At 63.3% G+C, this 22276-nt stretch carries 28 protein-coding genes; 16 read left to right on the plus strand and 12 right to left on the minus strand.

Features of this window, described 5'->3' with window-relative positions:
• Nucleotides 1-47 precede the first annotated feature (47 nt).
• A complete protein-coding gene (locus B5525_RS39755; RefSeq protein WP_079571663.1) occupies nt 48-1226 on the plus strand; it encodes a GNAT family N-acetyltransferase in 1179 nt (392 codons plus the stop codon).
• A 143-nt stretch (nt 1227-1369) separates the two neighbouring features.
• Here B5525_RS39755 and B5525_RS39760 read toward each other — a convergent pair whose 3' ends face one another.
• A complete protein-coding gene (locus B5525_RS39760; RefSeq protein WP_079574411.1) occupies nt 1370-2035 on the minus strand; it encodes a DsbA family oxidoreductase in 666 nt (221 codons plus the stop codon).
• A gap of 61 nt (nt 2036-2096) precedes the next feature.
• A complete protein-coding gene (locus B5525_RS39765) occupies nt 2097-2918 on the minus strand; it encodes a helix-turn-helix domain-containing protein (protein WP_079571665.1) in 822 nt (273 codons plus the stop codon).
• A gap of 101 nt (nt 2919-3019) precedes the next feature.
• Between B5525_RS39765 and B5525_RS39770 the strand changes: the two genes are divergently transcribed.
• Both B5525_RS39770 and B5525_RS39775 read left to right on the plus strand, forming a co-directional pair.
• A complete protein-coding gene (locus B5525_RS39770) occupies nt 3020-3259 on the plus strand; it encodes a hypothetical protein (protein ID WP_079571667.1) in 240 nt (79 codons plus the stop codon).
• A gap of 38 nt (nt 3260-3297) precedes the next feature.
• Nucleotides 3298-3696 carry a hypothetical protein gene (locus tag B5525_RS39775; RefSeq protein ID WP_079571668.1) on the plus strand — a complete coding sequence of 133 codons (399 nt, stop codon included), beginning with the start codon at nt 3298-3300 and terminating at the stop codon, nt 3694-3696.
• A 74-nt stretch (nt 3697-3770) separates the two neighbouring features.
• On the opposite strand, the gene B5525_RS45715 is transcribed toward B5525_RS39775, so the two are convergent.
• Together B5525_RS45715 and B5525_RS39780 are read right to left on the minus strand one after the other, a co-directional pair.
• Complete coding sequence (locus B5525_RS45715; RefSeq protein ID WP_172900066.1) at nt 3771-3929, minus strand: hypothetical protein; 159 nt, start codon at nt 3927-3929, stop codon at nt 3771-3773.
• Nucleotides 3926-4387 (minus strand): group III truncated hemoglobin, encoded by a 462-nt coding sequence (locus B5525_RS39780; RefSeq protein WP_079571670.1) that lies wholly within the window; start codon nt 4385-4387, stop codon nt 3926-3928. The genes B5525_RS45715 and B5525_RS39780 overlap by 4 nt, the downstream gene beginning before the upstream one ends.
• 80 nt (nt 4388-4467) lie before the next feature.
• Between B5525_RS39780 and B5525_RS39785 the strand changes: the two genes are divergently transcribed.
• From B5525_RS39785 to B5525_RS39795, 3 genes are all read left to right on the plus strand, one after another.
• Entirely contained in the window at nt 4468-4905 is a 438-nt protein-coding gene (locus B5525_RS39785) for an RrF2 family transcriptional regulator (RefSeq protein WP_079571672.1), read from the plus strand.
• An 8-nt stretch (nt 4906-4913) separates the two neighbouring features.
• Entirely contained in the window at nt 4914-5204 is a 291-nt protein-coding gene (locus B5525_RS39790; protein ID WP_079571674.1) for a DUF6522 family protein, read from the plus strand.
• A gap of 286 nt (nt 5205-5490) precedes the next feature.
• On the plus strand, nt 5491-6117 hold the full coding sequence (locus B5525_RS39795) for a class I SAM-dependent methyltransferase (RefSeq protein WP_079571676.1): 627 nt from the start codon (nt 5491-5493) through the stop codon (nt 6115-6117).
• Nucleotides 6118-6174: 57 nt separating this feature from the next.
• Here the strand turns inward: B5525_RS39795 and B5525_RS39800 are convergent, their stop codons facing one another.
• Entirely contained in the window at nt 6175-6867 is a 693-nt protein-coding gene (locus B5525_RS39800; RefSeq protein WP_079571677.1) for an SET domain-containing protein, read from the minus strand.
• A gap of 154 nt (nt 6868-7021) precedes the next feature.
• Here B5525_RS39800 and B5525_RS39805 point away from each other — a divergent pair, with 154 nt between their 5' ends.
• Nucleotides 7022-7669 carry a hypothetical protein gene (locus tag B5525_RS39805; protein ID WP_244567737.1) on the plus strand — a complete coding sequence of 216 codons (648 nt, stop codon included), beginning with the start codon at nt 7022-7024 and terminating at the stop codon, nt 7667-7669.
• A 15-nt stretch (nt 7670-7684) separates the two neighbouring features.
• Here the strand turns inward: B5525_RS39805 and B5525_RS39810 are convergent, their stop codons facing one another.
• Nucleotides 7685-8401 (minus strand): TetR/AcrR family transcriptional regulator, encoded by a 717-nt coding sequence (locus B5525_RS39810; protein ID WP_079571679.1) that lies wholly within the window; start codon nt 8399-8401, stop codon nt 7685-7687.
• 99 nt (nt 8402-8500) lie between these two features.
• Here B5525_RS39810 and B5525_RS39815 point away from each other — a divergent pair, with 99 nt between their 5' ends.
• From B5525_RS39815 to B5525_RS39830, 4 genes are all read left to right on the plus strand, one after another.
• A complete protein-coding gene (locus B5525_RS39815; RefSeq protein ID WP_079571680.1) occupies nt 8501-9904 on the plus strand; it encodes a carotenoid oxygenase family protein in 1404 nt (467 codons plus the stop codon).
• A gap of 263 nt (nt 9905-10167) precedes the next feature.
• Nucleotides 10168-10740, plus strand: coding sequence for a hypothetical protein (locus B5525_RS39820; RefSeq protein WP_079571682.1), 573 nt, complete (start codon nt 10168-10170; stop codon nt 10738-10740).
• A 115-nt stretch (nt 10741-10855) separates the two neighbouring features.
• A complete protein-coding gene (locus B5525_RS39825) occupies nt 10856-11407 on the plus strand; it encodes an inner membrane-spanning protein YciB (protein ID WP_079571684.1) in 552 nt (183 codons plus the stop codon).
• A 181-nt stretch (nt 11408-11588) separates the two neighbouring features.
• The gene (locus B5525_RS39830) at nt 11589-11885 is read left to right on the plus strand and encodes a hypothetical protein (RefSeq protein ID WP_079571688.1); all 297 of its coding nucleotides are present in this window, start codon (nt 11589-11591) and stop codon (nt 11883-11885) included.
• Nucleotides 11886-12007: 122 nt separating this feature from the next.
• Here B5525_RS39830 and B5525_RS39835 read toward each other — a convergent pair whose 3' ends face one another.
• The 3 genes from B5525_RS39835 to B5525_RS45985 form a co-directional block, all read right to left on the minus strand.
• A complete protein-coding gene (locus B5525_RS39835; protein ID WP_079571690.1) occupies nt 12008-13675 on the minus strand; it encodes a fumarate hydratase in 1668 nt (555 codons plus the stop codon).
• Nucleotides 13676-13796: 121 nt separating this feature from the next.
• Nucleotides 13797-14039 carry a hypothetical protein gene (locus tag B5525_RS39840; RefSeq protein ID WP_079571692.1) on the minus strand — a complete coding sequence of 81 codons (243 nt, stop codon included), beginning with the start codon at nt 14037-14039 and terminating at the stop codon, nt 13797-13799.
• Between the two features lie 114 nt (nt 14040-14153).
• Nucleotides 14154-14294, minus strand: coding sequence for a BrnT family toxin (locus B5525_RS45985; RefSeq protein WP_197687885.1), 141 nt, complete (start codon nt 14292-14294; stop codon nt 14154-14156).
• Nucleotides 14295-14502: 208 nt separating this feature from the next.
• Between B5525_RS45985 and B5525_RS39850 the strand changes: the two genes are divergently transcribed.
• The 4 genes from B5525_RS39850 to B5525_RS39865 all read left to right on the plus strand — a co-directional run bounded on the left by B5525_RS39850 (nt 14503) and on the right by B5525_RS39865 (nt 16656).
• Nucleotides 14503-14988 carry a hypothetical protein gene (locus B5525_RS39850; protein ID WP_079571693.1) on the plus strand — a complete coding sequence of 162 codons (486 nt, stop codon included), beginning with the start codon at nt 14503-14505 and terminating at the stop codon, nt 14986-14988.
• Nucleotides 14989-15180: 192 nt separating this feature from the next.
• Nucleotides 15181-15363 (plus strand): hypothetical protein, encoded by a 183-nt coding sequence (locus B5525_RS39855; RefSeq protein WP_079571695.1) that lies wholly within the window; start codon nt 15181-15183, stop codon nt 15361-15363.
• A gap of 361 nt (nt 15364-15724) precedes the next feature.
• The gene (locus tag B5525_RS39860; RefSeq protein ID WP_338075251.1) at nt 15725-16255 is read left to right on the plus strand and encodes an isoprenylcysteine carboxylmethyltransferase family protein; all 531 of its coding nucleotides are present in this window, start codon (nt 15725-15727) and stop codon (nt 16253-16255) included.
• Nucleotides 16256-16296: 41 nt separating this feature from the next.
• Nucleotides 16297-16656, plus strand: a complete 360-nt coding sequence (locus B5525_RS39865) for a GFA family protein (protein ID WP_079571696.1) — start codon at nt 16297-16299, stop codon at nt 16654-16656.
• A gap of 83 nt (nt 16657-16739) precedes the next feature.
• Here B5525_RS39865 and B5525_RS39870 read toward each other — a convergent pair whose 3' ends face one another.
• Nucleotides 16740-17447 carry a glutathione S-transferase gene (locus tag B5525_RS39870; protein WP_079571698.1) on the minus strand — a complete coding sequence of 236 codons (708 nt, stop codon included), beginning with the start codon at nt 17445-17447 and terminating at the stop codon, nt 16740-16742.
• A 341-nt stretch (nt 17448-17788) separates the two neighbouring features.
• Between B5525_RS39870 and B5525_RS39875 the strand changes: the two genes are divergently transcribed.
• A complete protein-coding gene (locus B5525_RS39875) occupies nt 17789-18238 on the plus strand; it encodes a hypothetical protein (RefSeq protein ID WP_244567738.1) in 450 nt (149 codons plus the stop codon).
• A 109-nt stretch (nt 18239-18347) separates the two neighbouring features.
• Here B5525_RS39875 and B5525_RS39880 read toward each other — a convergent pair whose 3' ends face one another.
• Nucleotides 18348-19304: a Tim44 domain-containing protein gene (locus tag B5525_RS39880; protein WP_079571701.1), complete on the minus strand. Its 957-nt coding sequence runs from the start codon at nt 19302-19304 to the stop codon at nt 18348-18350.
• Nucleotides 19305-19597: 293 nt separating this feature from the next.
• A complete protein-coding gene (gene cckA, locus B5525_RS39885; RefSeq protein ID WP_079571702.1) occupies nt 19598-22156 on the minus strand; it encodes a cell cycle histidine kinase CckA in 2559 nt (852 codons plus the stop codon).
• Between the last annotated feature and the right edge of the window lie 120 nt (nt 22157-22276).

Raw genomic sequence — 22276 nt, forward strand, 5'->3', positions numbered from 1 at the left:
GCGGCGCTATTTGCGCGCCGCGCTCTCGCAAACGGGAAAACAGGGACGTGGTCGAGATTGCTGACAGAGCCCCAGTCGGCCGCGCGTCGGTGAGCGATGCCGGAGCCTTGCGTCCGCTGGCGTCTATCCCGTTGGGCCAATGGCGCGCATTGGCCGAACGCGCGCTCGAGCCGAACGGCTATTACCTTCCGTCCTGGGAACTCGCGGTGGACGCCCTTGCTAGCGGCCGCACCGGCGCCTCCGCACTCGTCGCGCAAAGCAGCGCCACGCCAGACGGCGCGAATCGGCTGATCGGCCTGATGCCGGTTGTCTCAATGGCACGCGCCTACAAAATCCCGCTGCCCGCGCTGGTCAGCGCCCATCCCTACGGCACCCTGTGCACGCCGCCACTCGACCACGACATGGCGCAAGAGGCCGCGACGGACTTGCTCCAGGCCGCGCAACAGAGCGGCGCCCATGCGCTGATCCTGCGCGAAATATCGCTCGATGGCGCGACCATGAAAACCCTTCGCGAGGTCATGCTGCAGGACGGCCTGCATCCGCGCGTGCTGCAATCGCAACTCCGCGCCAGCCTTGACGCCGCCCAAGAGCCCGAGGAATTGCTGCGCGAGGCGCTGGGGCATAAGAAGCTGAAGGAACTGCGCCGCCAGCGCCATCGGTTGGCCGAGCACGGCGTCGTCCGATTCGACGTCGCTCGCACGCGCGAGCAAGTCGCCGCCGCGCTCGAGATTTTTCTGAGACTGGAAGCCAGCGGCTGGAAGGGAAAACGCGGCACCGCGCTGATCCAGGATGACGGCGACGCCGGTTTTATCCGGCGCGCCACGCCGGCGCTCGCCGAGACCGGCCAGTGCGAGATCGTGACGCTCTATGCCGGCGACGCGCCGGTCGCAGCCGGAATCGTGCTCCGGCATCAGGACCGCGCCTTCTTCTTCAAGCTTGGCATCGACGAGCGCTTTGCGAAATTGTCACCGGGCGTGCAGCTGACGCTGGAGCTGACCCGGCATCTTTGCGCCGATCCCGCCATCGCGACGGCCGACTCCACGGCGAGCGCGGATCACCCCATGATCAATCCAATCTGGCGCGGCCGTTTTGCCATCGGCGACGTGCTGATTCCGCTGCGAAAGCATGATCCCGTGGTGCCGATGATTTATGGCGCGATGATGCTGCGCAGCGGGGTCCGCGAGCTGGCGAAGCGCGCGGTTCGTGTGATCCGTAGTCGTCACTGAAATTCCAATTTGTCATGGCCGGGCTTGACCCGGCCATCCACGTCTTTCTTGCCGTGACGCTATTAGGACGTGGACGCCCGGGAAAAGCCCGGGCACGACGAATCTTTGGCCATGGGCGTCGTGCTTCCTGCTGACCGCCTCGCCTACTCCGCCGCCTGCGCGTTCACTTCCGCCGAGACCTGGCGGATGGCGCGGGCGAGCTGTTCGGCGGGCTGCGCGCCGGAGACGGCGTATTTCTGCGCGAAAACGAACGTCGGCACGCCCGAGATGCCCTTGTCGGAAGCGTCCTTGGCCTGCGCCGAGATCAGCGCCACGTCTTCGTCGGTCGCAAGGCGCCGGCGGACGTCGTCGGCGTCAAGGCCGCAATCGGCCGCCGCCTGCACCAGCACGTCAATATCGGTGAGATCGCCACCGTCCCTAAAATACAATTCCATCAGCCGCTGTTTCATCGCAGCAGATTTGCCTTGGGCGTCGGCCCAGTGAATCAACCGATGGCAGTCGATGGTGTTGGGCTGGCGTTTGACCAGTTCCGGCCGGTAGGTAAGGCCCTCTTCATTCGCGGCGGCGACAACGCGACCGGCGATGTTCTTGTAGGCCTCGGGCGAGCCGAATTTGGCGGTGAGATATTCGTCGCGGCTGATGCCCTCGCGCGGCACCCAGGAATTGAGGAAGAACGGCCGCCAGTTGATCTCGACCGGAACATCCGGCGTCAGCGCCAGCGCGTTCTCGATGCGGCGCTTGCCGATATAGCACCACGGACACACCACGTCGGAAACGATGTCGATCTGGAGCGGTTTCAGGGTGCTCACGGGCAGGTCCTCCGTCGAGAAACCCAAGAGATAAGCCGCAATCCGCGCTCCGACAAGTGAGCTATTTGAGGCCGGCCGCCGTGTTCCGCATCCGCTCGGCGGTCAGATCGTCGGCGGGAAAGAACGTCTCGATCGCGAGTTCCGACAGCGTGATGTCGACTGGCGTGCCGAAAATCATGGTGGTGGAAATGAAGCTCAAGACCTCGCCGTCGAGTCGCATCTTGAAGGGGATCGCGACATGGTCCGACGACAGCGGCGCTGATCGCGCCGGGATCGGATAGGCCTTCAGCTCCTGGTAGAGTTTTAGCAGCTCAGGATCAGCGGTGGCCTCGCACTGGCGATGCAACCGCTCCAAAAGATGGCTACACCATTCGGCGAGGTTGATGGTGCGCGCCGCCAGCGCCTCCGGGTGAAAGGCCAGCCGCAGGATGTTGAAGGGCTGGCCGAGCAGCCGCTGCGGGATGCCCTCCAGCAGCGGCATCACCATGCGGTTGGCGGACACCAGATTCCAGTGCCGGTCATAGGCCAGCGCCGGATTTGGCTCATGCGCTTTCAGCACCAGATCGATCGCCGCCCGCGCCGATTTCAGCGCGGGATCGTCGAGCGAACGCTGCGGAAACGCCGGCGCATATCCGGCCGCGACCAGAAGGACGTTGCGTTCGCGAAGGGGCACGTCGAGCCTTTCTGCGAGTTTGAGCACCATGTCGCGCGACGGCGCGGCGCGGCCGGTTTCCACGAAGCTCAGATGGCGCGCGGAAATCTCGGCGTCGCCGGCGAGATCGAGCTGGCTGAGATGGCGGCGCTGACGCCATTCGCGCAGGTGATCGCCGATATGGACGGGTTTTGTGCGATCGGCTCGCGCCGTGGCGGTGTGTGCGCTCATGGTACAAAATCTACCACGCGAATTTCACGCGTTCCATTACCTCCGACGTAATCGAATTGCGCGCCCGACCGGGTCATCTTCGTGATCACAGGAGATGCCCCATGAATACGCTTTCCCGATTCAGCACCTTCTTATCCGCCGCTAGCGTGATCCCGTGGCTGCTCAATCTGGCCACCCGGCTGCTGGCGCGCGGCCTCAACATGCCGGAACCGCTGGTACATACCACCGGTGTGCTCGTGCTCGCGCAGGTGCAAACCTTCGAAAACAACGTCGGCAAGACTCTGTGTCCGATCCGCCTGCTACGTCAGCTCCAGGGCTGGCTGCGCCGGTCGGCACGCTGATCCCCCTCACCGTTCAACCCCGCAAAAGGAGAATTGCCATGATCCATCCATCCCTGTTCCTGCGCCGCGCCATCGTGGCTGACGCCATCTTCAGCGGCGCATCGGCCATACTGTTGACGCTCGGCGCCGGCGAGCTTGCGCCCTGGCTCCGCCTGCCCGAGGCGCTGCTGCGCGAGACCGGGCTGTTCCTGATCGCGTATGCCGCGCTGGTCGGCTGGCTCGGCATGCGCCGGGCGATGCCGAAGCCGCTGGTGGTCGTCGTGATCGCGGGCAACGCGGCGTGGACGCTTGCCAGCATCGCGCTGTTGGTCTCAGGATGGGTCAATCCCAATCTGCTTGGAGAAATCCTGGTCGCAATGCAGGCGATCGCGGTCGGCGCTTTCGCGGAACTGCAATATATCGGCTTGCGCAAGAGCGGCGGCGCCATAGCAGCCTGAACCGAGATTGCGTCAACTGGAAGAACGGCTGCCGCAGTGGCCCCAAGGCCTCGCGGCGGCCGGTCCGTTTTCAATCAACTCCACATCACGGCGGCAATCATCCCCACCAGGCACAGCACAAGTCCGGCGATCAGCATCGGCACGAGACTGCTGCCCGAGAACGGATTAGCTGGCTCCTGGGCAAGGGCGGTATCGTTGACGACCCGGTTTGCGATTGGTGTCTGGCTTGTCATCGGATGTCTCCTGCCGCTTTACGGCGGAACCTTTCGCCGCTTCCGAGCAGGACGCCCTGCGCGCCCGCGATGCCGAGCTCAAGGCTGGCGGCAATTCGCCGCGCAAGTTCGAGGAAATGTGCGGCAGCTTCCGGGGGGCAGACCTCCCGGGCGGTGATCTCGAACAAGCCAAGCCAGCGGTCGAAATGATCGGCATCGACCGGCATCGGCAGATGCCTGGCCATCGGCGTTCCCTGATAGCGGCCCGACATCAGCGCCACCGACGACCAGAAGGCGCACATCTGCTCCACATGCGGCTCCCAATCCTCGATTCGTGCTTCAAAGATCGGCGCCAGTACCGCATCGGCGCGGACTTTGGCATAGAACTCACGAACCAGGCGCTCGATCAGAGGCTCGGTAATGCCGGTCCTGGCGACAATCTCGGCCGTGATCCCCTCGCGCCGTTCTGCTGCCGTCACGACGGTCTCCTAAATAGGTATTTCAAATACCTATTTAGACCGCTATAGATTCCTTGCAAGGCTTTTCTTTTGGAGATCCGATGCGCCTGACCTCCTTTACGGATTTTGCGTTGCGCGCCCTGATGCGTCTGGCCGGAGAGCCGACGCGTTCGTTCGCGACCAACGAGATCGCCGCCGAGTTCGGCATCTCCCGAAATCATCTTGCAAAAGTGGTGCGGGATCTGGCCGACGGCGGTTTCATCAGCACGCAGCGCGGTGCCGGCGGCGGGTTCAGTCTGGCCAGAGCGCCGCAGTCGATCACGCTGGGCGAAGTCGTGCGTGTTCTGGAAGCGCGCCACGCGCTGGTCGAGTGCTTTCGCGGCGACGGCGGCAATTGTGTGCTCGCGCCGCGTTGTCGCCTGAAGGCCCGCCTTGCCGCCGCCCGTGAGGCCTTTATGCGAGAACTCGACGCCACCACGCTTGCGGAATGCGCCTATCCCGCACGATCCAGCAAGAACCCGGCGCCAAATATCGCATGAGAGTCGCCATGAAACCGGTTGAATTCGAGAACGGCACCGTCGAGATCGATGCATTCGTGATTGCCGAGGGTCTTGGCATCGCGCTGCCGCTGCTCAGGCAACAGATGCGCGCAGGCAAGATCACAAGCCTGTCCGAGCGCGGGATTGATGACGACGGCGGCCGCCATCGCCTGACCTTCTTCTCCGAACACCGGCGATTTCGCGTGGTGATCGACGAATCCGGCGCGATCATTCAACGCTCGACGCTCAACTTTGGAGATGCACCGATTCCGAAATCCGTCCGGAAGCCCGGCGGCTAGATCCACGGCTGTTTCGAGAGCGGCGGCGTTGCGGCTGTCGAAACGCCGTTGCGAGCGCAAGCGAAGTATCCGAGACTGTCATTCCGGGGCGATGCGAAGCATCGAACTACGATGTGCAATTGCACATCGGAGAATCTCGAGATTCCGGGTTTGGTGCTAACTAACTAACGCACCATTCCGGAATGACGGAGAATGGATTGCTTCGTCGCGGAGCCTGTCGTCGGGCGCGCATTCGCGCGACCTGTTGGCTTCAGTGACGAGGCCTGGCCGCGGGAACTGTTGCGTCATGTCGGCGAAAGTCAGCGGCACCGAAGGCTATGCCGAAGAGGCCGAGGCGCTTTTCAAGCAGTATGAAAGCATCCCCGCGGCCGATGCGCACCGGGCGGTGCTGCGTCTGATCCCGGCGATGCCGGGCCATGTGCTCGACATCGGTTCGGGCACCGGGCGCGATGCCGCTTGGTTCGCCAGCCGGGGACATTCCGTCGTCGCCGTCGAGCCGACCGACGCGATGCGCTTGCCGGCGATGGCGCTGCATCCGTCGCCACGGATCGATTGGCTCGACGACAGCCTGCCGGATCTCGCCGCTCTGCGGGCCCGGGGCGAGACCTTCGACCTCGTCATGCTGACCGCCGTCTGGATGCATCTCGACGAGGCGCAGCGCCGGCAGGCGATGCCGAAGCTTGCCGCGCTAATGCGGCCGGGCGGCACGATGATCATGAAGATCCGGCACGGGCCGGTGCCGCCGGGACGGCGAATGTTCGAGGTCAGCGCAGAGGAGACGATCGCGCTGGCGGGAAACGAGGGCCTGCGTCCGGTGTTGAACGTGCGCAGCGAATCCAGCCAGGAAAAAAATCGCGCCGCCGGGGTCAGCTGGATCAATCTGGGGTTCGTGAAAGGGAAGGAACGCTCCTAGGCCGGGACAACGCCTATTGAGTTTCTCGTCATTGCGACGACTGGGGGAGCCCGGCGCTCAAGCCGAAGCTTGGCCTTCCGCGCTGGGCTTGGCCTCGGCCCGCGCAAAAATCCCCGATTTTCCTGACGGCATTTTGTCCGCGGCCGCTTTCCCGGCGTGACCGTTCATCAGCTTGCCGTTGGCATGCTTCGCCTTGCCATTCAGCTTTTGCTTCGGCTCTTTCCTTGCCAGCTTTTGCGCGGCCTTGGCGGCTTCCTTTTCGGCTTTCTTCAACGCCTTCCGCTCGGCCTTGGCCTTCAGCCGCAGCCGTTCGGCGCGCGCCTCGGCGCGCTTCTTCTTGCGCTTTTTCTCGCAAGCCGCGCATTTGCAGCCGATTGGCTTCAGATAGGCCTTGAAGTAGTCGGTGCCGTAATCGTAGTTGATCTCTTCGCCCGGCTCGATGTTCTTGATGGCGCGGATCACCACCTTGCGCTTGCGGGGGCTGACGTCGGATTCCGCGTTCGGCTTGCAGGCGTGGTTGATGTAGCGGGCGATGTTCTTGCGTACCGAGCCGTCGATGGTCCAGCGGTTGTTGAGCTCGAACAGATATTTGTTCTCGATCGCGTCGTCCTTCTTCTTTCGGGAATCCAGCAGCGGCCCGAAATAGCGGACGATCTTGGCACCCTTCTTGATCGGTTTGGTGGCGAAGAGGCCAAGCCCGGTGCGGGAACGGCCGACGCGATACGGTTTTTTCGGCGAAATGGCAGGCATGTTCGATAAGACAACTGCACGCTAGTGAGAGAGGGATAGCGAAGCCGCTGTTCTAGGATGATTCCGCACCAATGTCAGGCCTTTCGCGCCATTTGCCTGAACCTTCCCCAGCTTGCGCACGTCGAACGCTGGGTTCCCTGCTGGAGGCAGCCTTATGAAGCGTATTTTTCACGTTCGGATCGCCAGCCGCAGGGATCTCACGTCAGCAATTGCCCTGGCGCTGTCGATCTGTGCCGGCTCCGGCCTGGTTTCCAACGTCGGCGCCCAAACAATCGGCAGCAGTTACACATCCACCGCCCCCAAAGATTGCCGCGTCTCCGGCGCCCATAATGGCGTCGACGATTCCGCGACACGATTCTGTCCGGGCAAGGCCGGTCTTGGCGTGCTGGTGAACGAGGATGACTTGCGTGAAACCGTCTCGGTCGGTCGCAGCCACGCCGCGGCCGCCAGGGAGCCAGCCGCGCAGGCCTGGTTCGGTCCGTTCAACTCGAGCCATGCGACGGTCGAATGGCGCGCGCTGGACGGCAAGCCGTTCGCGATCATCCAGCGCTGGCACCTCGGCGACAACAGCGATGAGGGCAAGAACGGCCGGCCGATCGCAAAACCAATACTGGTGGTGACGCGGCTGCCGCCGGGACCGGTGTGTCATGTCGCCTATGTCGACGTGAAGGCCAATCCCGATGCCAATGAACTCGCCCGCAAGGCCGCCGAAGGCATTGCGCGTGGCTTCGACTGTGGCAAGGACGCGATAAAAATCGTCGGCACAAGCGGCCGGGCGGTGGAGCTGACGATCCGGCGCTGATCAGGCCACCGGTGCCTACCCGATCGCGCGCTTGAGCATGGCGTCCAGCAGCATGCCGGCGTCGGTGCCTTTTGGCAGCCGGTCGAGGATATCGGTCAGTCTTCCGTCGAGCAGGAGCATGGTAAAACCGTGGACCAGCGACCAGGCGCGCGCGATGTCGGCCGCCTGCTCCAACGACAGCGCCTCTTTGGAGATCTGCTCCTGGCGCTTGGCGCCGATGGCGCCGGCAAGCCCTGCGAACGACGCCTCGGCGGCTTCGTGCAGCGACGGCCGTGACATATCGAGACGCTCGGTGCGGAACATCAGCCCGTACATGCCGGGATGCGCCTGCGCGTAGGCGACGTAGGCCCTGGCCCGCGCCGCTGCCTTCTCCAGCGGAGCGGCGGCCGAGGCGCCGGCGGCCGCCATCGCCGTGTTGAACCGGCGAAAGCCGATCGCGGCGAGTTCGCTGACGAGGCCCGTGAGGTCGCCGAAATGATGGGTCGGTGCTGCATGCGAGACTCCAGCCTCGCGCGCCACCGCGCGCAGCGTCAGGCCGGCGAGCCCGTCGCGCTCGAGCACCCGTTCTGCCGCTTCGAGCAGCCCATCGCGCAGCGCACCGTGATGATAGGGCGAGCTTTCCTTCGAGGCGGCGGGTTTGGGCCCGCCACGCTTTCGAGGAACGCGCGCCGCCGCAGTTTCGTTCGCGGCACGGCCAACGCGCACGCGCCCTACATTCGGTTTTCTTGCCATTTCTGATCTATAGATCACGATTTTGACACTGTAAAGATTTGGCTTGACGAGCAGATGCCATATCTTTACGACGTAAAGATAACGTAAAAGGAGCGACCGATGCTCGAGGCAGCAGCGACCAGGACGGCCCGGACCAATCTGGCGCCGATACCGATGGAATGCGACGCGCCGTTTCTCAAAGTCGTCGGCGAATTGCCACGCGAGCTCAACGGCACGCTCTACCGCAACGGCCCCAACCCGCAATTCGACGTTCCCGGCGCGCACTGGTTCGTCGGCGACGGCATGCTGCACGCCTTCCATCTCGAAAATGGCCGCGCCAGCTATCGCAACCGCTGGGTCCGCACCCCGAAATGGCAGGCCGAGCACGATTCCGGCCGCGCCCTGTTCGGCGGCTTCGGCCGCAGGCTGCCCGATACGCCGGCCTCGGTGACCCAGGACGGCGGCGTCGCCAACACCAACATCATCTCCCATGCCGGTCGCCTGCTGGCGCTGGAGGAAGCCCATCTGCCGACCGAGATTGAGCCCGGCACGCTTGGCACCCGCGGCTATTGCAACTATGGCGGCGGTATCGCCGGCCCGTTTACCGCGCATCCCAAGATCGATCCGGTCACCGGCGAGATGGTGTTCTTCGGCTACAACGCCGCGGGGCCGCTGACCCCTGCCCTCTCCTTCGGATCGGTCAATGCATCGGGCGTGGTGACGCGCTTCGAACGCTTCGAGGCGCCCTATGCCAGCATGGTGCATGATTTCATCGTCACCGAAAATCACATGCTGTTTCCGGTCCTGCCTATCACCGGCAGCATGACGCGGGCGATGGCGGGCCAGCCGCCTTATGCCTGGGAGCCCGACAAGGGCGCCTTTGTCGGCGTCATGAAGCGCCACGGCTCAGCGAAAGACATCGTCTGGTTCCGCGCCGAGAGCTGCTACGTCTTCCATGTCATGAATGCCTGGGAAGAAGGCAGCCGCATTGTCGCCGACGTCATGCAGTTCGAGGAGGCGCCGCTGTTCCCCCACCCCGACGGCAGGCCGACCGACCCTGACAAGTCGCGCGCGCGGCTGTGCCGCTGGAGTTTCGATCTCTCGGGCAATACCGACCGCTTCACCCAGACCTATCTCGACGATCTGACCGGTGAATTCCCGCGCATCGATGGGCGCCGCACTGGTCTTGCCAGCCAGCACGGCTGGTACGCCTGCGCCAATCCGGATCTTCCCATGTTCGGCGCCCTGTCGGGCATCGTGCATGTCGACGGCAAAGGCAGGCGGCTCGGCAAGTACCTGTTGCCGGCCGGCGACACCATCTCCGAACCGGTATTCGTCGCCCGCGGCGAGGATGCCGCCGAGGGCGATGGCTGGCTGTTGGCGGCGGTCTGGCGCGCAACCGAGAACCGCAGCGACCTTGCGGTCTTCAACGCCACAGATGTTGAGGCGGGTCCCCTCGCGCTGGTGCAGCTCGGCCACCGGGTGCCCGACGGCTTTCACGGCAATTGGGTCGGAGCGGTCTAAGCCCGTCGAGGCTGGTGGCGTCCCAAATCCAGCGTCATTCCAGGGCGAGGCGAAGCCTCGGACCCGGAATCCAGAAGTGGTGACGTGCAACGATTCCGGGTTCGCGCTACGCGCGCCCCGGAATGACATCCAAGCCATTGAAAATACATGGATATTAATAATTCGCTCACATTATTTTGACACTGTAAAGATTTGTCTTGACCTACGCCCCTTTCGTCTTTAAAGCATCTTGACGCTGTAAAGATTGGCCAAGCGAGGCTGTCATGGTTATCTTCCTCATCCTTGCCCCCTACGGCGCGTTCGCGACGTTGATGCTGTTCGCTTCTGCCGCCGCCAGCCTGTTTGTATCGGCCGCGATCTGCCTGGCGGTGATCGGCTACGACGTCTTCAGGGGCCGCCCGATCAAGATGCTGGGCGCGGGTTCGGCGATCCTGTTCGCCGCGCTGGGTTGCTACGTCACGCTGCTCGATTCCGGCATGGCCCCGTCCGCGGTGAAACTGACGGTCGATGTCGGCGTGCTGGCGATCTCGCTGATGTCGCTCGTGATCCGTCGGCCGTTCACGCTGCAATATGCCCGCGAAGCGGTCGATGCCGAGACGGCTCAATTACCTGGGTTCCTGAAGGCCAACTACGTCATCACCTGGGCCTGGACTGCCTGTTTCGTGCTGATGGTGCTGGCCAATGTGCTCCTGATCTATCTGCCGGGCCTGCCGCTGTGGGCCGGAATCGCGATTGCCTTCGCCGCCCGCAACACCGCAGTCTATTTCACGAAATGGTATCCAGGTTATCATCGGGCGAAATTCTCGGCGCCGGCTGCTTCGCTAGACGTTGTCTAAATCGTCGTTAGGAAAGAAGCGAAGCCATCCAAAGCTTGGTATACTGGTTTGACAAGCGCGCATTCGCGCAACACGTTGGCGCTTCGCGATGACGGGAAATACCAGGGAAACCTAGATGAAGGACGTATTCGTCAGGCTCGGCACCGACTTCCTCTCCGCCATCGTGTTCCTGGTGCTGTATTTGTCGACCGGCAATGTGGTGCTGGCGGCGTCGGTGGCGATCGCCGGCGCCGTGGCGCAGGTGATCTACGCGCGCGTCAAGGAAAAGCCGCTCAGCTTCATGACCTATGCCAGCCTTGGGCTGGTGATCGTGCTCGGCCTCGCGACGATTTTGACCAACGATCCCCGCTTCGTGCTGGCCAAACCCTCGATCGCGCATTTCGCGATCGCGGCGATCATGCTCAAGCGCGGCTGGATGCTGCGCTATATGCCTCCGATCGTGTCGGAGACCATTCCGGAATATGTCGCGGCGGCAGGTTACGCCTGGGCGGCACTGATGCTGGTGCTCGGGCTCGGCACCATCGCGGTCGCCTGGACCGGCGATCTCAAACTGTGGGCGTTCTATGTCTCGGTGGTACTGGTCGGGGTCAAACTCCTGGCGTTCGCCGTGCAATATGTCGTGTTTCGCGTGATCACCATAAACCGGATTCGCGCCGCCAGCGCCTGACCCAAAAGCGCAATCGAGCGAAGGGGATACCGGTTCGGCTTGAGAAAACGCGATAGGACAAAAGATCGCGGTTCCCACCATTGGGCACGGGCGGCAAGATGCGTTATACCGCCGCCCGAGCCAACCCTGATCCCAGAACCATTCCGGTTTTGCGAACAAACAGCCTTGAGGAGACCTAGAGATGGCCGTGGACGGAAGCTGGAATATCGTCATGAGCACCCCGATGGGCGAGCGCAACGCGACGCTGACCGTCACGAGCGCCGGCGGCGCACTGACGGGTACCCAGGGCGCCGAAGGCCAATCGGGCGAGATTTTCGACGGCACGGTGGCCGGCGACGACGTCGCCTGGAAGATCTCCATCACCAACCCGATGCCGCTGACGCTGGCCTTCACCGGCAAGGTCGCCGGCGACAGCATGTCCGGCGAAATGGGCATCGGCCCGATGGGCAGCTTCCCGTTCACGGGGACGAGGGCGTAAACACGGGACAGTGTCGTCCCGGCGGAAGCCGGGATCCATACGCCGCGACTTTCTTTTCAACCTTGATCAGCGGTGGTTATGGGTCCCGGCGTTCGCCGGGACGACAACTGTCAGGCACTCCCTCACCCCAAATTCAATTCCTTGAAGAAGTCGTTGCCCTTGTCGTCGATGATGATGAAGGCCGGGAAATCCTCGACCTCGATGCGCCAGATCGCTTCCATGCCGAGCTCGGGATATTCCACCACCTCGACCTTCTTGATGCAGTGCTCGGCAAGGTTCGCCGCAGCACCTCCGATCGAGCCGAGATAGAAGCCGCCGTGCTTCTTGCAGGCCTCGCGCACCGCGACCGCGCGGTTGCCCTTCGCCACCATCACCATCGAGCCGCCCGCAGCCTGGAACTGGTCGACGAAGGAGTCCATCCGTCCCGCAGTGGTCGGGCCGAACGCGCCGGAGGCGTAGCCTTCCGGCGTCTTGGCGGGACCGGCGTAATAGACCGGATGGTTCTTGAAATAATCCGGCAGCGGTTCGCCCTTCTCCAGCCGCTCGCGCAGTTTGGCATGCGCGGAATCGCGCGCCACGATCATGGTGCCGGTCAGCGACAGCCGGGTTTTTATCGGGTGTTTTGAAAGCGTTGCGAGAATATCCTTCATCGGCTGGTTAAGGTCGATCTTCACCACCTCGCCGCCTAGCGCGTGCTCGACCACCGGCAGATATTGCGCCGGATTATGCTCGAGCTCCTCGAGATAGACGCCGTCTTTCGTGATCTTGCCGAGCACCTGGCGGTCGGCCGAGCAGGACACGCCAAGCCCGATCGGCAGCGAGGCGCCGTGGCGCGGCAAGCGGATGACCCGCACATCGTGACAGAAATACTTGCCGCCGAACTGCGCACCGACGCCGAGCGACTGCGTCATTTTCAGGATCTCCTGCTCCATCTCAAGATCGCGGAAGGCGTTGCCGTCGGCCGAGCCGTGGGTCGGCAGTGCGTCGAGATACCGGGCGGAAGCCAGCTTGACGGTTTTCATGCAGAGTTCGGCGGACGTGCCGCCGATCACGATCGCGAGGTGATAAGGCGGGCACGCGGCGGTGCCAAGCGTGAGCACTTTCTCCTTCAGGAACGCCAGCATGCGATCCCTCGTCAAAACCGACGGCGTCGCCTGGAACAGAAAGCTCTTGTTGGCGCTTCCGCCGCCCTTGGCCATGAACATGAACTTGTAGGCCAAATCTGAATCTAAAGAGCCGCCCTCGGCATAGATCTCGCACTGCGCCGGCATGTTGTTGGCGGTGTTTTTCTCCTCATACATCGACAGCGGCGCCACCTGGGAATAGCGCAGGTTGCGGCGCAAGTAAGCGTCGCGCGCGCCTTCCGAGAGTGCGGCCTCGTCGTCGCCGTCGGTGATGATTCGAGACCCCTTCTTGCCCATGATGATGGCGGTGCCGGTATCCTGGCACATCGGCAGCACCCCGCCGGCGGCGATGTTGGCGTTCTTGAGGAAATCAAAGGCGACGAACTTGTCGTTGTCGCTGGCCTCGGGATCGTCGAGGATCGCGCGCAGCTGCTTCAGGTGCCCCGGGCGCAGATAGTGATTGATCTCGCCGAACGCCGCCTCGGACAGTGCCCGTAGCGCCTCGCGCGACACCACCAGCATGTCCTTGCCCAGGACCTTCTCGACCCGCACGCCCTCGGTTGTGATCTTCTTGTACGGCGCGGTGTCAGCGCCGAGCGGAAACAGCGGGGTGTGCTTGTAGGGCGGAACGGGTTTTGGGTCGGGAAAGGCGGTGGGAGCGTTCATGGGGAGGCTCACGAGGCTGGAAGCCGGACGCGTCCATGGGAGACAGCGCCGACGGTTAAAGCGGTTCTAAGCATTTTTCAGATAAAGGGAAGGTCCCGGGTGCACGCCCATGCGTGGCCTCTCACCCCTTCCCTTCCTGCTTCTCTGCATAGGCATCCACCAACGCGCGGATCATGCGCTGGTATGGCACGCGGCGCTGGCGGGCGGCGCGCTTGAAAAATGCCACCGAACGCTGCGACAGGCTCAGCGTCACCTTCACATTGTCCTCGCGCGGGACCAGCCGGTCCGGAGACGGCAAGAAGTCTTCGACGATCCTGACTCGGCCGATCTCGCCTTTGCTGTATTTAACCGTTGGCTTTTTCATAGATCGCCTTTCCTTTCCGCCAGTAGCCCGCCCCGAAAATCCTGATCTTCCGGTTTCGCCATGTGAGCGCACCGTCATGACAGCACCTTCGACCCGGCCGAAACAGAAATAACGCTACTCGCTGCCGCCGTGACTTAGATCTTCAGCGATGACGCGCAACGGATCTAGAAACGCCAACTGGGCAAGTTCAAAGCCGATACCATGCTTGGCCCGATTGCCCCTGTCTTTGGTGGCGTCCCATTCGAAGTCGGACATAGGCCTGAACAATTGTCTGGTATGTTAAATCTACCATACTTTTGTATGGCTGAAAAGACTTCGGCTCTCACGGCTTTTGGGGCGTCGCGGATGACAGCAAGCCGGCTTCCTACTGCTCCCCCAGCGGGCTTGATGACCGTCCAGACGATGGCGGTGAGACTTGCGCTACCGGCTCGCGGACGCTTCAATGGTGCAAAGGGGCAATCACATGACACTGAGACGACAATTTTCGGGATCGACTTTCTTCGCCGCGCCGCTTGTCGCAATCGGGCTGACCATATCAATCGCCCCGCCCGCGCGGGCCGATCACTGCGACGATCTTGCCAACCAGCTCAAGAACCAGATCGACGGGCTCAAGGTCGGCATCACCGCCGCCAACATCATCTATCTGTCGCATCCGCAGGCCAAGGAGCTCTCGCTCGGCTGTACCGGACGCAACTACAAGAACGAGCTGTACGCCAAGCAGGACGGCCACAAGCCGAAGCCGCCCTTTCTCGACCTCGTCGGAAGTGCCACGGCCATCATTTTTACCCTGCCGAAGGACGACGCCCTGACCGGCGCCACGCGCTGCATGAAGCGGATGGGATTGCTGCGCGGTGACACCATCAAGATGCGCTACCGCCGGCTGAACTTCGAGTGCAACCGCACCAGGACCGAGGCATCGATCACGGTCACCCGCGATACCGATGAATGAGAAAGCGCGGGCGCAGGTTGCCCGATCGCGACGATTTTAGGAAATACCGATCTTTTCCAGGGATATTTCAGCCTCCCGTTCACCATGTGCCGGGAAGGGACCCGATGCGCGGGATTTTGGGGATTGGATTCATAAAGCATTCGCCTGCTCGCCGTCACTGTCTGGCGTGAACGAGCTTCAGGGAAATCAATCATGAGCATTTCGAGCATTTCGAGCAGCCCGCCGCCCGTCCAGATAAAGGCTCCCGAGGCCAGCGAACCCAAGGGACCGGGCGTGAAGGTCGACGGCGACGGCGACGACGCCAGCGCGTCGCAGCAGACGGTGCAGGCGCCGCTTCCGCCGGGACAGGGAACGCGAGTCGACCAGATCGCCTGAGGCGATAGACAACTAAAACTCGTCATACGCGGGCAGAAGCGCGAAGCGCGTCTTCGCGCTAGACAACCTGCGTATCCATCCAGCTTCGCAAGCGGGCTTTTTTTGAGGAAGCTCGATTGGCGGTTCAAGTCCGGCAATGACGGTTGGTGTGTGAGCGCCAAACCTTCGCCTGAAAACGGCGTGATCATCGTGAACCCGCGGACACGCGGAACACGTCCATGATCGCAAAACTATTGCTTCAGAACCTGATCTGGACCGTCGCGATGGGCGCGCTGTTGTTCGTGCCCGCGGGCACGCTGCACTGGCCGGCGGCGTGGCTGTTCCTTGGCACGATCGGAATTCTCGGCGTCGCCGGCCGCCTGTGGCGCAACACGATCCGGCGCTGCTCAATGAGCGCATGCGCCCGATCATGCAGGACGCCCAGCCGGCCGCCGACAAGAAATTCATCCTGGTGTTCGGCTTTGCGGCGCTGATCTGGTTCCTCGCGATCGGGCTCGATATGCGCGCACACGGGGTGAGAATCCCGAGCGAGGTGCAGGCGCTGGGATTTTTGATGCTGCTGTTCTCCTCCGGCTTCATCCTGTGGGTGATGTGCGAGAACTCGTTCGCGGCTCCCGTGATCAAACCGCAGACCGAACGCGGCCACCGCGTGATCTCAAGTGGTCCCTACGCTTTTGTCCGGCATCCCATGTACAGCGGCACCGTGTTGTTTTTCGTCGGCGCGCCGCTGCTGCTGCTGGGCTCGTGGTGGGGCATCGCGCTATCGCCTCTGTTCGCCGTGCTGTTCGCCTTGCGCATCGCCATCGAGGAACGCGCGCTGCGCGCGGGCCTGCCCGGCTATGCCGATTATGCAGCGCGGGTGCGCTACCGGCTGGTACCCGGACTTTGGTGAGGGTTATACTGCGGCCTATCGAAACAGCGGACACGCAAACGATGCCCAGTTCCATCACCTATACCGGCGGCTGCCATTGCGGTCTGGTGCGTTTCGAATGCACCACCGACCTTGCCATGGTCACCGCGTGCAACTGCTCGATCTGCACCAAGAAGGGCCTACATTTCGCGTTCCTGGCGCCGGAAAAATTTCAGCTGCGCGCCGGCGAGGACAACGTGAAGGAATACCTCTTCAACAAGCACGCGATCCGGCATCAGTTCTGCCAGGATTGCGGCGTCGAGGTGTTCGCCCGCGGCAAGAAGCCCGACGGCAGCGAGGTGGTGGCGCTCAACGTCAGCTGCATCGATGGCGTTGAGCTCGCAAAGCTCGCGATGACGCCGATCGACGGGAGAAACCGCTAGGGATCGTCTCTTTCTCGGCATTGGCGGTGTGCTCCCTCGCCCCGCTCTTCGCGGGGTGAGGTAAAGATTCCGTCGCGCACTGCCTACAGATCCAGTTCTTTGTAATGCCGGAAAATGCCGTCCTCGTTGAAGGCGATACGACGGTCGCTGCCGAGATAGGCCTTGATGTTGGGCCTCGCGGCGACGCGGTCGTGCAGGCCGATCAGGCCGGGAATATTGCGCTCGAACGTCTTCATGCGCTTGGGGAAGGCATAGCGCAGCCCCTCCACGATCTGGAACAGCGAGAGATCGACGTAAGTCGGCCGGCGGCCGGTCAAATAGGAGCCGCCATTGTTCTTCAACAGATTCTCGAAATACCCCAGATATTTCGGCACCCGTTCGTTCCAGAACTCCTCGCTGCGTTTTTTCGCCGGTCCCCGCTGGTCCTCGTAGTACAGCGACGGCCCGAGCGGATGATGGGTGTCGTGGATCTCCAGCACGAGATCGGCAACCGTGAGCTGCAGCTGGTGCACCCATAGCTTTCCCTCCTCCGGCTTCGGCGCCAACCCAAGGCGCGGGCCGAGATAGAGCAGGATGTTGGCGGTCTGCCCAACCACGAGCTTGCCGGCTTTCAGAAACGGCGGCGCGAAGGGCGGCGTGCCCTTGCCCACCTCCATCATCCGCATCATCGCGGCCATGCCGCGCTCGCTGCGCGCCACATCGGCGTAATCGGCGCCGGCCTCTTCCAGAGCGAGACGGACATATTCGCCGCGGCCCTGGATGCCTGGCCAGTAATAGAGTTCGTAGCGCATGAAGCCCCCTCGTCGGTTTTGCAGCTTTAAGGAGAGATTAAAGCATTGGTTCGCGGCGTCGATATAGAGAGCTCCATCGCCGCATGCCGGCTCCGCTTACCGAATGTCGGTGATGCGGGAAACATTCCGCGCAGCCGGGCGGCGCTGGACGAACCGACGGCCTCTTGAATCCTCGTCGCTTGATCGGGTTCGGTCCATGTCCGCTTCCCGTCCTACGCAGGGGTTCGCTGAAGGCCGCGCAACGGCCCATCCCGGCTCATGGTTTCGCCAACATACTGACACGTTCGGTGGCTTTCTCTCCGTGCGGCAGGGGATTTCGCAAACTCTCGGAGTCCTCCACGATGCGGAAAACCGTTTGTACTGTAACGTTGTTATTGCTTGCTTCTCCTCAAGCCCAAGCCCATCCCCACCATCATCATCGTCACCAATTTCTGAACGCCATGGCGTCGTTCAACGGTGACGTTCAAATGGACGAAAGAATCGTCAGTTCGCGCCCTTCCGGTTGCCCGCACGCGTTCTGTGGGTGCGAGGCGTCCCTATTCCGTTTTGGCCGAATCATTCCGCAACTCAATCTCGCTTCGAACTGGCGCCGTTTCCCACATGGCGCCCCGGCGCCGGGCATGGCGGCGGTCCGATCAGGCCACGTCATGATCTTGCAGAGCCAGGTCGCGCGCGACATCTGGTACGTACATGACGGCAATTCCGGCGGTCACGTGACCCGCGAACATCCGCGTTCGATTGCCGGTTACACCATCGTCGATCCGGGCTCGGCATCGTTCGCACTGCGCTGATGAAGCGCAGGCCGCGGGCCTATTTTGTCCCGGTGATCCCCCGCTCGAACGACAAAGGCGCCGCGGCATGAACCGCGGCGCCCTTGCATCATCATCGCTTGACCGGCGATCAGGTCTGCTGGATCGCCGAGAGTTCCCAATTGCCGCCGCGCTCGCGCAGGAAGGTCCACACTTCGGTGACTTCCGAAGGCTGCTCGCTGCCCTCAACCAGCCGGCCGCTGGCGCGATCGACGGTCTTGTCAATCAGCGAGAACCGCATCGCCACGCTGGCGAAATCGGTGTCGCCCTCGCGCCAGGCTTCGGCAAGGTCGCCCTGCAGCAGCTTGGTGCCGGAGACCTTGTTGACGACGTTGCGCGCGCGGTTCGCCTCGAGGTCTTTGGTGAAATACGACACCATCTCGGGCGTCGCCATCGTGTGCAGCTTCGCGACATCCTCGTTCGACCACGCCGCCTGGATATCGCCCAGCAACCGCTCGAACGCTTCGTAGTCGGCGGGCAAGATTTCGAGCGGCGCGCTGCCCGATCCCATGCCAAACCCGGTGGCTGCAGCGCGGAAGCCCGTCGGCGCACCGGGCGCCGCAGCGGGACCGGCATAGGCGGCAGCCGTTTCATGGCGGCGCTGCCACCATGACATCGCCAGCCGGACCACGATGAAGATCAGGCCGATCTGCAGGATCAGGCCGAAGATCGAGGACAATCCGCCCAGACCGCCGAACATGCCGCCGCCGAACAACATGCCGAGCAGGCCGGCGCCAAGGAAGCCAGCGGCGAGGCCGCCGAGCAGGCCGCGGCCGGGCCGGTTGAAGAAGCCGCCGCCGGCAGACGCCGGCGCGCCGATCCCGGGGCTGCCGGGCTGGGTAAAGGTGCGGTTGAACGGTTGGGCGCCGCCGGGCGCCGTCGAGGTGCTGGGCGGCGGCGCGAAGGTCCGCGTTCCCCGCGAACCCGAGCCGAAGCCGCCGCCGACGCGCGCGTCGGCCGGCGAGACGGCGGCCACGACGGGCAGCGCCAGCGCTAAGGTGACGGCAATCGCCTGAACGATGCCGCGGGCGCGTTGCGTGAATTTCATGTCTGTTTCCCTAATTCCCCGGCAGGGGGAAGCGCCCCTAACATGGGCAGTGCTGCCTAAAAGTGAAGCCATGATGGGCAAACCCGGCTGCGGCCCTCGGTCGCGGGGATGCGTCAATTGGGCAGATTTTCGGGGCGTTTGGGGCCGCCTACGCGCGTAGTGGCAGCGTCATTCCGGGGCGATGCGAAAAGCATCGAACTACGATGTGCAATTGCACATCGGAGAATCTCGAGATTCCGGGTCTGGTGCTTCGCACCATCCCGGAATGACGGCTGAGTTTTCGATGGATGCAATCACGAAGGTGCCATCGTCTCCTTCACCGCAGCCACGAGCTGGCTCAGCGTAAACGGCTTCGGCAGGAACGCAAATTGCTGGTTCTCCGGCAGGCTCTTCTCGAAGGCGTCTTCCGCGTAGCCCGACACGAAGATGATCTTGAGATCCGGATTGCGGCCGCGCATCGCCTTGAGCAAGGTCGGGCCGTCCATCTCCGGCATCACCACGTCGGAAACGACGAGATCGACCGCACCGTCCTTTTCTTCCAGCGCCTCCAGCGCCTCGATACCGTTCGAGGCCTCGATCACGCTGTAGCCGCGCGAGCGCAGGCCGCGCGCGTTCAGCGAGCGCAGGCCCTCCTCGTCCTCGACCAGCAGGATGGTGCCCTGCCCGGTCAGATCGGTGCGCGGCTTCGTCTCCGCCGACGTTTCCTTGGGCGCGCCACTCGTCGCGTGCACTTCGGGCGCAATCTCCGGCTCGGCAAGATGCCGCGGCAGGAAGATATGGAACGAGGTGCCCTTGCCGGCTTCGGAATCCACATAGACGAAGCCGCCGGTCTGCTTGACGATGCCGTACACCGTCGACAGGCCGAGCCCGGTGCCCTTGCCGACTTCCTTGGTCGAGAAAAACGGCTCGAAAATCTTGTCGACGATATCGGCGGGAATGCCGGTGCCGGTATCCGATATGTCGATCCGCACATAATCCGCCGGCGGCATGCCCTTATAGGCGAGTTGCGCGGACTCTTCGGCCGCGAGGTTGGCGGTCCGCACCGTCAGCTTGCCGCCTTCGGGCATGGCGTCGCGGGCGTTGACCGCGAGATTGACGATCACCTGCTCGAATTGCGACAGATCCACCTTGATCGGCCACAGGTCGCGGCCGTGCACCACCTCTAGCTTGACCTTTTCGCCGATCAGCCGCTTCAGCAGGTTTTCGATATCCGACAGCGACTCGCCGAGATCGAGCACCTGCGGCCGCAATGTCTGCTTGCGCGAGAAAGCCAGCAGATGCCGCACCAGTGCCGCGGCGCGGTTAGCATTCTGCTTGATCTGCATGATGTCCTGGAACGACGGATCGGTCGGCTTGTGCGCGTTCAGCAGGAAGTCGGTCGCCATCATGATGGCCGAGAGCACGTTGTTGAAATCGTGCGCGATGCCGCCGGCGAGCTGGCCGACCATTTCCATCTTCTGCGACTGGTTGATCTGGTTCTCCAGCGCGCGCCGCTCGGTGGTCTCGAGCAGGTAGACGATCGCGGCCTCGGTGTCGCGCTCGTCTTCCTCGACCGAGGTAACGAAGAACTGGCCCCAGCGCTCCTTGGCCCCTTCGAGCATCACCTCGACGGGTGCAATATCGCCCTGCCCTTCGGCGGCCTGATTGATCGCCGCGATCACCAGATGGCGGTCGCGCTCGCTCACCGCGCGGAAGATCGACTTGCCGGCCGCGCTCTCCGGGTTCAGGCTTTGCGCCAGCTTGGCATAGCGGGCATTGGCGCGCACCACGGCGCCGCTGCGGTCGACAGTCGCGATCGCCATCGGGGTGTGGTCGAAGAATCGCATGAAGCGGACTTCGGCGGCGCGCTGCGGATCGGCGCGCTCGTCGCGCGCGCGGCTGATCACGAGCGTGCGCGAGGCGCCGGGCACGCCGTCAGCGCCGAAGGCCAGCTTGTGGTAGAGCCGCACCGGCATGGTCTTGCCGCCGCGCATCCGCAGATCGATGTCGAAAACTTCGGTTTTGACTTCGCCGGGCATCGGCGGAATCGAGGTCAACAGCGCCGCCCCGTCGCCGGACACGATGTCGCTCAGCTTCAGACCGCCCGAGCCGATCTCGGCGAGGTCGTGATCCAGCCAGTTCGCCAGCGTGGCGTTGACATAGACGATGTCGCCGACGGGACTAACCGAGAAGAAGCCGCACGGCGCATGATCGAGATATTCGATCGCGTGCTGCAGCTCCTGGAATACGTCCTCCTGCCGCTCGCGGTCGCGGGTGATGTCGGCGATCGACCAGACCGCGTATTTCGCCTCGCGCGTGTTTCCGCCGAGCGGCCGGACCCGCATCCGCAGCCAGCGGCCGTTGGCGCCGTCGGTGCCCGCGATGCGGACCTCTTCCTGCTGTCGCTTGCCTTCGCGCGCCGCCTTGAGTAGGCGAAACACCGCCTCCGACACGTCGGGATTGCCGATGAATACCCGTTCCACCGGGCGCACGTCGAGCGGGGTTGCGGCGCCCGTCAGCGCGAGATAGGCGGCGTTGGAATAGACGATGTGGCCGCGCGGATCAGTGACGGCGAGGCCGTCATAGGCCTGGTCGGCGATACTGCCCTTGACCGGATCGTCGGCGGCGCGATCGGAGAACCGGATGATGCCGGCGGCGAACGCGAACAAATTGAACAGCCCGACCATGGCGAGCAGCGCCAGAAGGCCCAGGATGTAGGGCTGCGCCTGCGTCCGGCCGAGCGTCATCAGCGCTATCGCCACCGCGACGATACCGCCGGCCACCAGCAGCACCAGCACGATCGAGCCGCGCCGCCCGGGCTCGTGGACGGCCATCGGCTCGCGTGGCGAATCAGTGTCAAAATCGGCGGTCATAGCGGGCGATGCAGCCTGTCGACATGGATGTGGCGCACCTTCAACGTACGCTTAACTCCCTGAGTGCCTGAATCGGACCCGCCAACGCAAGTCCGCAGGCCCGCAATTTCGTTCAAAGCG

Source organism: Bradyrhizobium erythrophlei (assembly GCF_900129505.1).
Lineage (GTDB): Bacteria > Pseudomonadota > Alphaproteobacteria > Rhizobiales > Xanthobacteraceae > Bradyrhizobium > Bradyrhizobium erythrophlei_D.